General features: G+C 69.0%; 12 protein-coding genes and 1 tRNA gene. 6 read left to right on the forward strand and 7 right to left on the reverse strand.

Annotated features, from left to right (window positions below; genetic code table 11):
* Positions 1-14: 14 nt before the first annotated feature.
* From ACIBSV_RS27985 to ACIBSV_RS28005, 5 genes are all read left to right on the forward strand, one after another.
* Positions 15-227, forward strand: coding sequence for a hypothetical protein (locus tag ACIBSV_RS27985; RefSeq protein ID WP_395867985.1), 213 nt, complete (start codon positions 15-17; stop codon positions 225-227).
* Complete coding sequence (locus tag ACIBSV_RS27990) at positions 224-862, forward strand: aminodeoxychorismate/anthranilate synthase component II (protein ID WP_395867720.1); 639 nt, start codon at positions 224-226, stop codon at positions 860-862. Before ACIBSV_RS27985 ends, ACIBSV_RS27990 begins: the two co-directional genes overlap by 4 nt.
* Positions 863-1,362: 500 nt before the next feature.
* Positions 1,363-2,346 (forward strand): class E sortase, encoded by a 984-nt coding sequence (locus ACIBSV_RS27995; protein ID WP_395867722.1) that lies wholly within the window; start codon positions 1,363-1,365, stop codon positions 2,344-2,346.
* Positions 2,347-2,411: 65 nt separating this feature from the next.
* Positions 2,412-3,191, forward strand: coding sequence for a class E sortase (locus ACIBSV_RS28000; protein ID WP_395867724.1), 780 nt, complete (start codon positions 2,412-2,414; stop codon positions 3,189-3,191).
* A 97-nt stretch (positions 3,192-3,288) separates the two neighbouring features.
* Positions 3,289-3,825 (forward strand): hypothetical protein, encoded by a 537-nt coding sequence (locus ACIBSV_RS28005; protein WP_395867726.1) that lies wholly within the window; start codon positions 3,289-3,291, stop codon positions 3,823-3,825.
* A 273-nt stretch (positions 3,826-4,098) separates the two neighbouring features.
* On the opposite strand, the gene ACIBSV_RS28010 is transcribed toward ACIBSV_RS28005, so the two are convergent.
* The 4 genes from ACIBSV_RS28010 to ACIBSV_RS28025 all read right to left on the reverse strand — a co-directional run bounded on the left by ACIBSV_RS28010 (position 4,099) and on the right by ACIBSV_RS28025 (position 6,967).
* Entirely contained in the window at positions 4,099-4,983 is an 885-nt protein-coding gene (locus ACIBSV_RS28010; RefSeq protein WP_395867728.1) for a phosphotransferase family protein, read from the reverse strand.
* Between the two features lie 177 nt (positions 4,984-5,160).
* Positions 5,161-5,940: a phosphotransferase gene (locus ACIBSV_RS28015; protein ID WP_395867730.1), complete on the reverse strand. Its 780-nt coding sequence runs from the start codon at positions 5,938-5,940 to the stop codon at positions 5,161-5,163.
* 39 nt (positions 5,941-5,979) lie between these two features.
* On the reverse strand, positions 5,980-6,156 hold the full coding sequence (locus tag ACIBSV_RS28020; RefSeq protein ID WP_395867732.1) for a hypothetical protein: 177 nt from the start codon (positions 6,154-6,156) through the stop codon (positions 5,980-5,982).
* A 412-nt stretch (positions 6,157-6,568) separates the two neighbouring features.
* Entirely contained in the window at positions 6,569-6,967 is a 399-nt protein-coding gene (locus tag ACIBSV_RS28025) for a recombinase family protein (RefSeq protein ID WP_395867734.1), read from the reverse strand.
* A 186-nt stretch (positions 6,968-7,153) separates the two neighbouring features.
* On the opposite strand from ACIBSV_RS28025, the gene ACIBSV_RS28030 reads away from it, so the two are divergent.
* The gene (locus tag ACIBSV_RS28030; protein ID WP_395867736.1) at positions 7,154-8,356 is read left to right on the forward strand and encodes a helix-turn-helix domain-containing protein; all 1,203 of its coding nucleotides are present in this window, start codon (positions 7,154-7,156) and stop codon (positions 8,354-8,356) included.
* A 136-nt stretch (positions 8,357-8,492) separates the two neighbouring features.
* Here the strand turns inward: ACIBSV_RS28030 and ACIBSV_RS28035 are convergent.
* The 3 genes from ACIBSV_RS28035 to gyrA form a co-directional block, all read right to left on the reverse strand.
* A tRNA-Ile gene (locus ACIBSV_RS28035) sits at positions 8,493-8,566 on the reverse strand.
* 50 nt (positions 8,567-8,616) lie between these two features.
* A complete protein-coding gene (locus ACIBSV_RS28040; protein WP_395867738.1) occupies positions 8,617-9,039 on the reverse strand; it encodes a DUF3566 domain-containing protein in 423 nt (140 codons plus the stop codon).
* A gap of 399 nt (positions 9,040-9,438) precedes the next feature.
* Entirely contained in the window at positions 9,439-12,063 is a 2,625-nt protein-coding gene (gyrA, locus tag ACIBSV_RS28045; RefSeq protein WP_391587269.1) for a DNA gyrase subunit A, read from the reverse strand.
* Positions 12,064-12,123 lie beyond the last annotated feature (60 nt).

The raw sequence follows: 12,123 nt of genomic DNA on the forward strand, positions 1-12,123 counted from the left end.
CGGGGAACGCGTGGGTGAAGCTGTTGATCTCCCTGCTCCTGGTGTTGGCGATCGTGTACGCGCTGTTCACGTGGGTCTTCCCGTGGGCGGAACCCCTGCTGCCGTTCAGCGATGTGACGGTGGATCAGGACAGCGTCACGAACACCACCGGTCCCGGCGCGCCGCGCCCGGCCGGTGCGACCGGTGCGACCTCCCCCACGACCCTGCCGGGAGGGCTGCCCGGATGAGCGCGCGCATTCTCGTCGTGGACAACTACGACAGCTTCGTCTTCAACCTCGTGCAGTACCTCTACCAACTCGGCGCGACCTGCGAGGTGCGCCGCAACGACGCGGTGACCGTGGAAGAGGCCGAGGAGTTCGACGGCGTCCTGCTCTCGCCCGGTCCCGGGACGCCCGAGGGCGCCGGGATCTGCATGGAGATGGTTCGTCGCGAGGGCGGCCGGGTGCCGGTCTTCGGGGTGTGCCTGGGGATGCAGTCCATCGCGGCGGCGCACGGCGCTACCGTTGGCCGGGCACCCGAGCTCCTGCACGGCAAGACCAGCCCCGTGCTGCATGAGGGGTCGGGCGTCTTCGCCGGCCTGCCGTCGCCGTTCACCGCGACGCGCTATCACTCGCTCGCGGTGGACCCGGACACGATTCCGGCCGAACTGGAGGTGACCGCATGGACCGAGACCGGCGTGATCATGGGCCTGCGGCACCGCGACCGACCGGTCGAAGGCGTGCAGTTCCACCCGGAGTCGGTGCTGACGGAGTACGGCCACCGGATGCTGGCGAACTGGCTGGTGACATGCGGGGACCCGACGGCGCCGACGCGCTCGGCGGGACTGGCTCCCGTCGTCGGGCGCACGCCGCTCCCGGCCTGACCGAGCCCCCGATACCCGACGGCGGGTACGGATCGGCCGAGATCGCGCCGTACGCGCCCGGAACGTATGCGGGCGACCTGGTGGAGCCCGGCTTCGCCGCACCGCCCACAACGGCCCTTCCCGCCGTTTCCGAGCCGATTCCGGGTGGCCGCGCCGCCCGGCGGCGGGCCGCGCAGGCCCGACAGGCCGAGGCGGCGGCGGGAAGCCCGCTTCCACCGCCGACCGGAAGCCCGCTGCGGCCGCCGACCGGAAATCCGCTTCGGCCGCCGATGGGTGGCCCGGTCCGGCCGCCGACGGGGCCGCCCGCGGACGCGTTCCACGGGGCTCCGGCGCCGCCCGGGGTATCGGGGCCCCGGGTATCGGAGCCCGGTGCGCCGAGGCACAGGGCGGTGGGGCCCGGGACGCCGGGGCCGGGAGCGTTGGGGCCCCCGGCGCCGGGGCCACGGGCCCTCGGACCGGCGGGTGTCGAGCATTCGTCGGCCGCCGCGGCCGACCCCGCCGTGTGGTTTCGGGAGGAGGCGGGAACGGCGATCGCGGGCCCGACGCCGGTTCCCGCACTCGACCCCGCGTACGACCCGTCCCTGGGTGCCACGTCCGTCCTGCCTCCCGTACCGAGCGCCGCGGCCGTGCCGAGCGCCGCGACCGTCTCCGGTGGCCGGGCGGCCCGGCGCAAGGCACAGCGGAAGAAGGGCGGCCGAGGAGCCGCCGACCGCCCGCCCGCCGGCCCGGCGGTCGCCGAGGGGGCCGGTCGGGCCGCGCGGCGCCGGGCGGCCAAGCCGTCGGTGGGCTCACGCGTGCTGACCGCCGGTGCCCGACTCGTCGGCGAACTCGCCATGACGGTGGGCGTACTGCTGGTGCTGTACGTGGTCTACCTGACCTGGTGGACGAACATCGTGGCGGCCGAGAAGGCCCGGGAGGAGGCGCAGGACATACAGCAGAGCTGGAACAACACGCCCGGTCAGGTGGTCGACCCGCGCAACCCCGGCCAATACGTCGCGCCGAACAAGGGGTTCGCGCTGATGTACATCCCGCGGATCGGGATGGAGAAGCAGGCGGTGGCCGAGGGCACCGATCGGGCCAAGGTGCTCAACAACGGCCTGGTGGGCCACTACACGGACCCGCAGACCGCGATGCCCTGGGACGCCCAGGGCAACTTCGCGGTGGCCGCGCACCGCAACGGGCACGGCGAGCCGTTCCGCTACATCAACAAGCTCAAGCCCGGCGACAAGATCGTCGTGGAGACCGCGACGACGTACTTCACGTACACCGTCGACGCCGACCTGCCGGAGACCTCGCCGCAGCACATCGAGGTGATCGACCCGATCCCGGACAAGGGCCCGTACAAGAAGGCCGGCCGCTACATCACGCTGACCACGTGCACTCCCGACGGGGCGTCCACATACCGCCTGATCGTCTGGGGACACCTGGAGGAGGAGCGGCCCCGATCGCAGGGCAAGCCGGACGCGCTGCTCCCGGCCAAGTGAGAACACGTCACATTCCGGCCTCCGGGTCCTGACCTAACTGCTTGTCTATGCCAAGCTGTCGACCCATGGGCGTTGTGCGCAAAACGATTCGCGTCGGGGCGGAACTGCTCCTGACACTCGGCCTGGTCGGGCTGCTGCTGTGTGTACACCAGCTCTACTGGACCAACTTCGAGGCCCGCGCCGAGGCCCGCAGCGAAGTGGAGCAGCTCCGCAAGGACTGGGCCAAGGCGGGCACCCCCAGCGCGCCGGAGGCACAGGAGGAGGCGCCCCAGGCGCAGCCGCCGACCGACATCCTCACCGGCCCCACCGACGTGAGCACGGACGGCGGCAAGGACGGCCAGCAGGTGCCCGGTTCGCGCGGCAGCATCCGCGGCGACACGATGGCCGTCCTGTGGATCCCCAGGCTCGGCTCGAACTGGTTCCAGCCGATCATCGAGGGCTCCAGCCTGGCATCGCTCGCGAAGGGCGTCGGCCACTACACCTACCCGCCCTACGTCGGCCCGGGCGGCGCGGGCAACTTCGGCCTCGCCGGGCACCGCAACGGCCACGGCGAGCCGTTCCGCCACCTGAACAAGCTCAGGGCGGGCGACAAGGTGGTCGTGGAGACCAAGACCCAGTGGTTCACGTACACGATCGTCAAGGGCCCGTTCATCACCAAGCCCTCCAACGGCTCGGTGCTCACCGCACGACCCCCGGACCTGGGCGGACCGGCCGGCCGCCGGCTGATCACCCTGACCACGTGCGATCCGGAGTTCACCTCGCGAAACCGAATGATCTACTGGGGCGAACTCACCGTCACCGAAGCCAAGGTCGGCAACACCAAGCCGGCCGCCCTGCGCAACTGACCCACCGAGGGCGGCCCGACCCACACCCCCACCCGACCGGGAACGACGGCCTCATCCCACGGGGCACCACGGGCCATCGGTTGTAACATCCTCGCTCATGCTCAGGAGACGATGGCCGTGGCGTGGTGGCAGGCAGGGCGAAGCCGATTCGTCCTCGCCCGGAGACCGCCCCTTGGTCGCGCTGGTCTCGCTCGGCACACGGCCGTCCTTCCCGAGTGACCGGATACGGATGTGGCTCGTGGAGTACGTCCGCCTCCTCGGGTTGCGGTGCGACGACGTCACCATCGACGCCGGCGCCATGCCGCGAGCCGGCGAATCCGCAGCCTGGGCCGAGCAACTCGCGCCCCGACTCGACGGCGCCGACGTCGTGCTGCTCCTGCGCCCGCAAGGTCCGCCCGAGGCGTGGAAGGTCACCGACGAAATGGTGAAACTCGCCTGCGACGCGGTCCGAACACGCTGGGCGGCGAAACCCTTCGGCGAAGTCGTCTACACCCACAGACGACTCAAGGTCCTGGACGTGCCCGACCCGCACGACGCCTGGTTCCGCTTCCGCGACAGAGGCAGCCCCTGGTATCCCCAGGACGTCGTCGCCGCGGTAGGACTACGACTCCGCACCCTCCTCGAACGCGCCTAGGGCGTGTCCTCGATCCCCCTCCGAACTCCACGACGCCGGAGCCGCCGCCCCGCGTGCCTGGGCCTGCCCGGTCCGGCAGGGCGGGGACGGTTCGATCGGCCGCTGCGGTGCGTACCGGTCGCCCGCATCGGGGCGGACGTCCGAGCACCCATGCGCGTAAGCGGGCAATAGTCTCCGTCCTGGCTTGTCAGCTTCTCTTCAGGGATCGCTGATCGGCTCGGCCCAGGGCCGTTAGGCGACGGTCCCCGGGCGCTTCGTTCGCGGGTCGTGGTGTCAGTCGAGCCGGTATCGGGCCCATTCCCGGGCGGTGTCGGCGAGTGCTCGGGAGTGCGGCCGTGCCCGGGGGGATCGGGTGATGAACTCCCACATCCCGGACAGCTTCGCGGCGAACGCGTCGATCACCCGGTCGGGCGCCTTGGCGAAGGCGGGCACGTGCATCGCCCACGCTTCGGCCGCTTCGGGTGTGTGGCCTTCGTGCATGAGGCGGACCACCACGTACGCCGCATCGATCCACGCGGCACCTCGCGCCGACCACGCCCAATCGATCACGCGCACCCGATCGTCCTTGGTGAGCATGTTCGCCGGGTGCAGATCGGAATGAACGAGGGTGTCCCCGTCAAGGAACGCGCCCCGTTCGAGCGTCGCGAGCACCCCTATGTGCGCGCGCGCCCAGGGATCAAGGTCATCGGGTGACTTCGTGTAGACGGCAGCCCACCCGGGGGCGGCGCCCCATCGGTCGGCGATCGAGTGCAGGGCGGCGGAGGGACACGGCGTCAACGTCTCGGCCATCGTGACGACCAGGTCGCCGATCACGTCCAGGTCGCCGGACGTCGGCGACAGCGACGGGTACCGCCCGGGCACGTACTCGAACCCGAGCATGTGCCACCCGTCCTGCACCACACTCCACAGCAGCGCGGGGGCGAGCGACACGGGCAGGAACGGCGCGACGGCGGCTTCGTTGCGGTGCGTCCACGAGTACGGCCGGTCCGCACGAACCCCCTTGCAGAACACCCGGCCGTCCCGCGTCTCGAGCGTCGCCGAGAACTCCGACGACTTGCCGAACTCGGGGGCGTGCATCGAAAGAACGGGGCCGGTGTGCTGCCGGATCTTCTCCCGGACCGACTCGGGTAGTTCGGTCCAGGCATGGCGACGGGGCATGGTCGATGCTCTCTCGCTTCAGGGTGGGCGGGATGAAAGAAGGGGCACCCCCGCCCGCTACGGATCCCGATTCGGGGGCGCTCTTCACCCACGGGTGATCACGGGCTGTCGTGCCATCCCCATGGCGTTCGGGTTACTGAACGTCGAGGTGTGAGGTGGAATACGTGCGTTCGGTATCTACGGATCCAGGAGCGTGGCCCACCGCGCGGCGTGTTCCGGGGCGGTCTCGCACTCGGCCGTCGCTCCAGCGACGTAGGCCCGGACGGCGGCGCGGCCGGCCATGCGCCATGCGGGGAATCGGTCGAGCCATGCTCGGGCGGCTTCGGGAGTATGGCCGGAGAACAGCAGCCACATGTACAGCCCGGCGTACTCCGCCCACGCGGGGCCGAGAACCGCGCGGCCCCAGTCGACCAACACGACCTGCTTCGTATACCCGGCCTGCCGCACCATCACGTTCGACGGCACAAGGTCGTTGTGTAGGAGGTGGTTGCCGGACAGCAACGATCGTTGCTCAACGTTCAGGTACTTGGCCCATTGGTCGGCGAGGGACGGCAGGGCGATCCCGTGTGGCGGGCGCACCCGTTGAACGTCCCGCAGCGTCGCGGCGAGATATCCGAGGTCGATGGAATCCGGCGACAGATCGGCGTTGCCGCCTTTGACGTAGCCGAACAGAAGCAGTGTCCACCCGTCCGCGGCGACGTGTCCGATCAACGGCGCGGCGAACGCGGTCACGATCGGGGCAACCAGCGTTTCGCGGCGGCGCTGTTCGGCTGCTTCGGCGTCGTCGGTCGGCGCGCCCTTGACGAATACCCGTCCGGTTTCGGTCGTGAGCGTGGCCACGAACGAGGTGGAGCCGTGCCAGGTGGTGATGTCGTCGGATTCGAGTACCGGCCCCATGACCGACTCGACAGCGGACCGGATCCCATCCGGGAGATCGGTCCACGACTGCTGTTTCATGTCGCCCTTTCATCGGTCACGGGGTCGGATTCCCGCTCCCTACGTAGTCGTTCGCACCGCTCCGCAGTGCTTGCACCGGTCCGCGTGGTTGTAGTGCCAGAAATCGTGGTTGCAGTTGGGATTCCCGCCGGTGATCACGGTCTCGGCGCGCCGGATCGCGGGGGCACCCGGTTTCGGGGGCTTGACCTTGTGCGGCGGTACTTCCTTCCGTGCCATATGCCCTACCTCTCGTCTCTCGGTAGTGCTCGGATGGTGCGGACTCCGCCCGGACGCTCTTCCCCAGGCATCCGGGCGGGGATCTGTGGGGGGTCAGCTCGGCGGCTTGGCCCGGTACAACTCGCGCCCTGATGCCACAACCGGACCAAAGGAGGCGACATCAGGGCAGATCACTATTCGGCGTGCAGGTAGCGGCAGTTCGCCGAGCATGCGCACGGGGGCTCGGCGATGGCCGCGCCATCTCCCCAGGGCCATGGCATCGAAGTGATTCCGGCGAACAGGGTCGAACTCGGCACTTCGCGAGTGCCCGCCCGGTCGGTGCGTCGGATTCCGATCGTGATCCCATGGCCCGGCGACACCGGGGGTTCGTCGGCGTGGGTCGTTCCCTCTGCCGCATCCATGAGTTCGCCGTTCAGGCAGGCCGTTGCGGAAGCACGGCCAGGAAGGCGCCGGCACGGCGCAACGTCTCTTCCACGGAGGTCCCATCGGTGTCGACGGGCGAGATCATCGATCGGTGCGCCGTGACGATGCCGACGATGGTTCGCTCGGCCACCATGGACAACGCGCGAGTCAACTCGGGACGTTGCGGTGGCGGTTCGTTCGTGGTTTCGCGCAAGACTTCTTCAACGTGCCAGTCATGCAGCTCGGCGTAGTCACGGCAGGCGCGGGCCGCGGTGGAACGGTCCGGCGTGAGCGTGGACACGTAGACCACGACTTTCACACGCTCGATGCGTCCACGACTCGCGGCCGCCAAGGCCGAGCGTCGAAGCTGATCGTGTGGGCTCCGGGTGATCTTGCCTTGAAGGGCCATAAAAGCGAGCGTGACAGAGTGATCACATTCGGTGAACATTCGACGTGTGGGACTACCAAGAGTCGTATCACCGCTACTCGCACGGAGCGTAGGAGTTCCCCCCGGGATCGACCAAACGATCTCTTGTCCGGCATGCCTCCCTGCCTACAGTGGCTTCAGGCGTCCGATCGCTACTCAGGGGCAGACATGGTGGCTTGGTCCGAATACACGTCCGGCGAGCGCGTCAAGATCCTTCGCGGCGCCGAACTCACCCAACTGGCATTGGCCGAAGCCGCCGGGGTTTCGCTCTCCTTGATCCAAAAAGTCGAGCAAGGCGGCACGGTAACGGTCGGCTCCCTGGTCAAGATCGCGAACGCCCTCGGTACGGACACGTCCGTGCTGCTCGGCGAGCAGGCCCCGCGCCGCGCCATGCGCCACGCCGAGCGGTACGTCGTCCGAGCCCTGTCGCGCGCCGTGCACAACAGCGCCCTCGGCCTGACCGACGTCGACGTCGACCCCGGGAGCGTTGCGGAACTCGAAGCGGTGCGGGCAACGATGTGGGCGGCCTACTGGGAGGGTGACTACGTCGAGTTCGGCTCACTGACCAGTCAACTGCTGCCCGAAGCGAAGAACCGCTTCGACGCGTCGACCGGTCCCGAGCGGGAACGAGCCGCAGTGATCCTCGCCGACGCCTACCAGGCCGCCGCTTGCGTGGCCAACGTTCTCGGAGCACGCGACCTCGCGTTCGCCTCCCTGGTGTACGCGGGCAACGCAGCAAACGAATCCGGCGACGAACTCATGACCGCCGTGCTCTCCGCGACCCTGGCATGGGTGCACATGCGCGACAGTCGACCGGGCGACGCGGTGCGCGTCTGCGAGGAGGCCGCCCTTCGCATTCAACCCACATTCTCGGAACCCGCCCCGGAACGACTGGCCGTCTACGGGCGGCTCATGATCCGCGGCGCCGTGGCCGCGTCACGCTGCGAAGATCCCGACAGGGCGCACGACTACCTGTCCCAGGGGCACGCGGCGGCAGCCCGGCTGGGGCAGGACGTCAACCACTACCAGACCGGGTTCGGCCCGACCGACGCGCGCATCCAAGCCGTCACCGTGGCCCTGGCGTTGAAGGAGAACGGCAAGGCCCTGGAGCTGATCAAGCACACTCGCATTCCGCGCCACATTCCCATCGTGGCTCGGTCGCGGTACGCCCTGGACGTCGCGCTCGCCCAATGCGAAGCCAAGCAATGGGACTCGGCAACCCGCACCCTTCTGGACATCGCTCAGGAAGCACCCGACTGGATTCGTCACCAGGCACTCTCAGGCGCCATCGTTCAGCGTCTCGGTGAAGTATCGACCTCGAAGGTCGCGAAGCTGACCCGCGCCATCGGCGTTCCGCTCGTTCTGCGATAGGGCGGACATCACCGGTCATTGCCGACCTGCAAGAGGGGCAAGCAGCCCGAGTCACCCGGCCCTATATGAGCCCCGAGACGATCAAGGGCCCTTCCCCGAGACACGGGGAAGGGCCCTTGATCTGCACTTTTGAGAGTGGGCCTAACAGGACTTGAACCTGTGGCCTCTTCCTTATCAGGGAAGCGCTCTAACCGTCTGAGCTATAGGCCCGCGTGCGTGCTCGAAGAGAGTACCGCACCGCTTGCCCGCCACCAAAATCCTTAGTCCTCCTCGGCCAGCGTGACCTCGATGCCTCCGGTGAAGGACGCGGTGAGGTTGTAGAGGAAGGCTCCGAGAGTGGCCAGCGCGGTCACCAGGATGACGTCGACGATGGCCACGATGCCGCTGAAGAAGAGCGTGTTCTTCAGGGACAGGAAGTGCTGGAGGTCGAAGCCGGCGTTGTTCTCCGACTGGGTCGCCTCCTTGACCGTGTCGCCCACCGAGGTGAACACGCCGAGGCCGTCCAGGACCAGCCACAGCACGCTCACCGCGACCATCAGCACCACGCCCAGTGCCAGGGACAGCAGGAAACCGACCTTCATCACCGACCACGGGTCCACCCGCGCCGCCCGCAGTCGGGCCCGCCGGGATCGCGCGCTCGGTCGAGGCTGCGCCTCCGGCCCGACCCGCCCTTGCTGCGCCATGGACCGCCCCGCTGGGTGACCGGCCGACGGAGTCCCGCCGGCCGGGGTGCCCCGGGTCGGGCGCGGCGTGGTGATCGTGCCGCCGGCCGTCGGGCGGGCGGCGGCGGGTGTGCCGTTGACCGCGGCCGGCGGCCGCTCCGTACCCTCGCTCGCCGCAGACGCGGGAGGGAAGGGGGACGTGAACGGGGTGGGCGCCGAGGGACGCGGCGGACGTGCCGCCGCGTCCTTGGCGGGCCCGGTCCCCTTCACGGGAGGTGGTGCGACCGGCTTCGGCGGCACCGGCCCCGTGGGGGGCGGTGCCGCCTCGCTACGGCTCGTGCTGTCAGCGCGCCCGCCGGCCCGACCCCGGTCGGCGCGCTCGCCTCTCCCGCCGGCCGACTTCCGGTCTGTGCTCACGCGTCACCCTTCCTGCCCGCCGGGCGCGACCTCCCCTTCGACGGTGGAGGTCGGCTCGTGCGTGCCATCGGCCGCACCGGCTTCGGCCCCGTCGACCTCAGGGTCGATCTCGGCCTCGGGCTCAGGTTCGGCGTTACGTGCGATGCCGACAACGGCGTCGCCCTTACCCAGGTTGATCAGCTGCACACCCATCGTGTCACGTCCGGTGTGCCGGACACCCGCGGCGCGGGTACGGATCACTCCACCGCCGAGGGTGATGGCGAGGATTTCATCCGTGTCGTCCACGACGAGAGCCCCGACGAGTGAACCTCGGTCCTCGACGATCTTGGCGGCCTTGATGCCCAGGCCCCCACGTCCCTGGACGCGATACTCGTCCACACTGGTTCGCTTCGCGAAGCCGCCATCGGTGGCCGTGAACACGAAAGTACCCTCGCGCACCACGTTCATCGACAGCAGTTCGTCACCTTCGCGGAAGCTCATCCCCTTCACCCCGGATGTCGCCCGACCCATCGGCCGCAGCGTCTCGTCCGTGGCGGTGAACCGGATCGACTGCGCCTTCTTGCTCACCAGCAGCAGATCGTCGTCCGCGGAGACCAGTTCGGCGCCGATCACCTCGTCGTCGTCACCGGCCTCGTCCGAGCGCAGGTTGATCGCGATCACGCCCGCCGCGCGGTTGGTGTCGTACTCCTTGAGCGCGGTCTTCTTCACCAGACCGGCCTTGGTGGCGAGCACCAGGTACGGCGCGACCTCGTAGTCGCGCAGGTCGAGCACCTGGGCGATCTTCTCGTCCGGCTGGAACGCCAGCAGGTTGGCCACGTGCTGACCACGCGCGTCCCGACCGGTGTCCGGCAGCTCGTACGCCTTGGCCCGGTAGACCCGGCCCTTGTTGGTGAAGAACAGGATCCAGTGGTGCGTGGTGGTCACGAAGAAGTGGTCGACGATGTCGTCCTGCTTGAGCTGCGCGCCGCGCACCCCCTTGCCGCCGCGCTTCTGCGAGCGGTACAGGTCGGTCCGGGTGCGCTTGACGTAGCCGCCGCGCGTGATGGTGATGACGATGTCCTCTTCGGCGATCAGGTCCTCGATGGACATGTCACCGTCGAAGGGCACCAGCGCGCTGCGCCGGTCGTCACCGAACTTGTCGACGATCGCGGCGAGTTCCTCGCTGATGATCTGCCGTTGCCGGTCCGGCGAGGCCAGGATCGCCTGATAGTCGGTGATCTTCGCCATCAGCTCGTCGTGCTCGGCGGTGATCTTCTGGTGCTCCAGGGCGGCCAGCCGGCGAAGCTGCATCTCCAGGATCGCGTTGGCCTGGATCTCGTCGATCTCCAGGAGCCCGATCAGGCCCGTGCGCGCCTCGTCGACCGTGTTCGAGGCCCGGATCAGCGCGATGACCTCCTCGATCGCGTCCAAGGCCTTGAGCAGACCACGCAGGATGTGCGCGCGCTCCTCGGCCTTGCGCAGCCGGAAGCGGGTCCGCCGGACGATCACCTCGATCTGGTGCTCCACCCAGTTGCGGATGAAGAGGTCGATCGAGAGCGTGCGCGGGACGCCGTCCACCAGCGCGAGCATGTTCGCGCCGAACGTGTCCTGCAACTGGGTGTGCTTGTAGAGGTTGTTCAGCACGACCTTGGCCACCGCGTCGCGCTTGAGCACGATCACCAGGCGCTGGCCGGTGCGCGAGGAGGTCTCGTCGCGGACGTCGGCGATGCCGCCGATCTTGCCGTCCTTGACCAGGTCGGCGATCTTCTGCGCGAGATTGTCCGGGTTGACCTGGTACGGCAGTTCGGTGACCACCAGGCACTGCCGGTTCTGGATCTCCTCGACCTCGACCACCGCGCGCATCGTGATCGAGCCGCGGCCGGTGCGGTACGCGTCCTCGATCCCGCGTCGGCCGACCACCAGCGCGCCGCTGGGGAAGTCCGGGCCCTTGATCCGCTCGATCAGCGCGTCCTGGAGTTCCTCAGCCGATACGTCCGGGTTCTGCAGGAACCACTGCGCGCCCGACGCGACCTCGCGCAGGTTGTGCGGCGGGATGTTGGTCGCCATGCCGACCGCGATGCCCGCGGAGCCGTTGACGAGCAGGTTCGGGAAGCGCGCCGGCAGGACCGTCGGCTCCTGGTTGCGGCCGTCGTAGTTGTCCTGGAGATCGACGGTGTCCTCGTCGATGTCCCGGAGCATCTCCATGGACAACCACTTGAGCTTGCACTCGGTGTACCGCATGGCCGCGGCCGGGTCGTTGCCCGGCGAGCCGAAGTTGCCGTTGCTGTCCACCAGCGGCATCCGCATCGACCACGGCTGGGCCAACCGGACCAGCGCGTCGTAGATGGAGGTGTCGCCGTGCGGGTGGTACGTACCCATCACGTCGCCGACGACGCGGGCGCACTTGTAGAAGCCCTTCTCGGGGCGGTATCCGCCGTCGTACATCGCGTAGAGCACGCGGCGGTGCACCGGCTTGAGGCCGTCGCGCACGTCGGGCAGGGCGCGCGAGACGATCACGCTCATCGCGTAGTCGAGATAGCTGCGCTGCATCTCGGTCTCGAGCCCGACGGGCTCGATCCGCAGACCGCCGGTACTGTTCACCGCGTCCGCCGGGTCGCCTTCGGGCGCCGGGGTGTTCTCTTCGGCCATTGCTGGTCAAAGTCCTTTCGAGGTGTGGCGTGGGGCCGACTCGGGTGTGGACATCCGCGC

It is taken from the genome of Embleya sp. NPDC050154 (assembly GCF_044460165.1).
Taxonomy (GTDB): domain Bacteria; phylum Actinomycetota; class Actinomycetes; order Streptomycetales; family Streptomycetaceae; genus Embleya.

Bases quoted from the DNA above. Each gene is read 5' to 3' on its own strand.
- ACIBSV_RS27990 (WP_395867720.1), top strand. From the start codon at position 224: ATGAGCGCGCGCATTCTCGTCGTGGACAACTACGACAGCTTCGTCTTC.
- ACIBSV_RS28040 (WP_395867738.1), bottom strand. From the start codon at position 9,039: ATGGCGCAGCAAGGGCGGGTCGGGCCGGAGGCGCAGCCTCGACCGAGC.
- ACIBSV_RS28025 (WP_395867734.1), bottom strand. From the start codon at position 6,967: ATGGCCCTTCAAGGCAAGATCACCCGGAGCCCACACGATCAGCTTCGA.
- ACIBSV_RS28000 (WP_395867724.1), top strand. From the start codon at position 2,412: ATGGGCGTTGTGCGCAAAACGATTCGCGTCGGGGCGGAACTGCTCCTG.
- gyrA (WP_391587269.1), bottom strand. From the start codon at position 12,063: ATGGCCGAAGAGAACACCCCGGCGCCCGAAGGCGACCCGGCGGACGCG.
- ACIBSV_RS28010 (WP_395867728.1), bottom strand. From the start codon at position 4,983: ATGCCCCGTCGCCATGCCTGGACCGAACTACCCGAGTCGGTCCGGGAG.
- ACIBSV_RS28015 (WP_395867730.1), bottom strand. From the start codon at position 5,940: ATGAAACAGCAGTCGTGGACCGATCTCCCGGATGGGATCCGGTCCGCT.
- ACIBSV_RS28005 (WP_395867726.1), top strand. From the start codon at position 3,289: ATGCTCAGGAGACGATGGCCGTGGCGTGGTGGCAGGCAGGGCGAAGCC.
- ACIBSV_RS28030 (WP_395867736.1), top strand. From the start codon at position 7,154: ATGGTGGCTTGGTCCGAATACACGTCCGGCGAGCGCGTCAAGATCCTT.
- ACIBSV_RS28020 (WP_395867732.1), bottom strand. From the start codon at position 6,156: ATGGCACGGAAGGAAGTACCGCCGCACAAGGTCAAGCCCCCGAAACCG.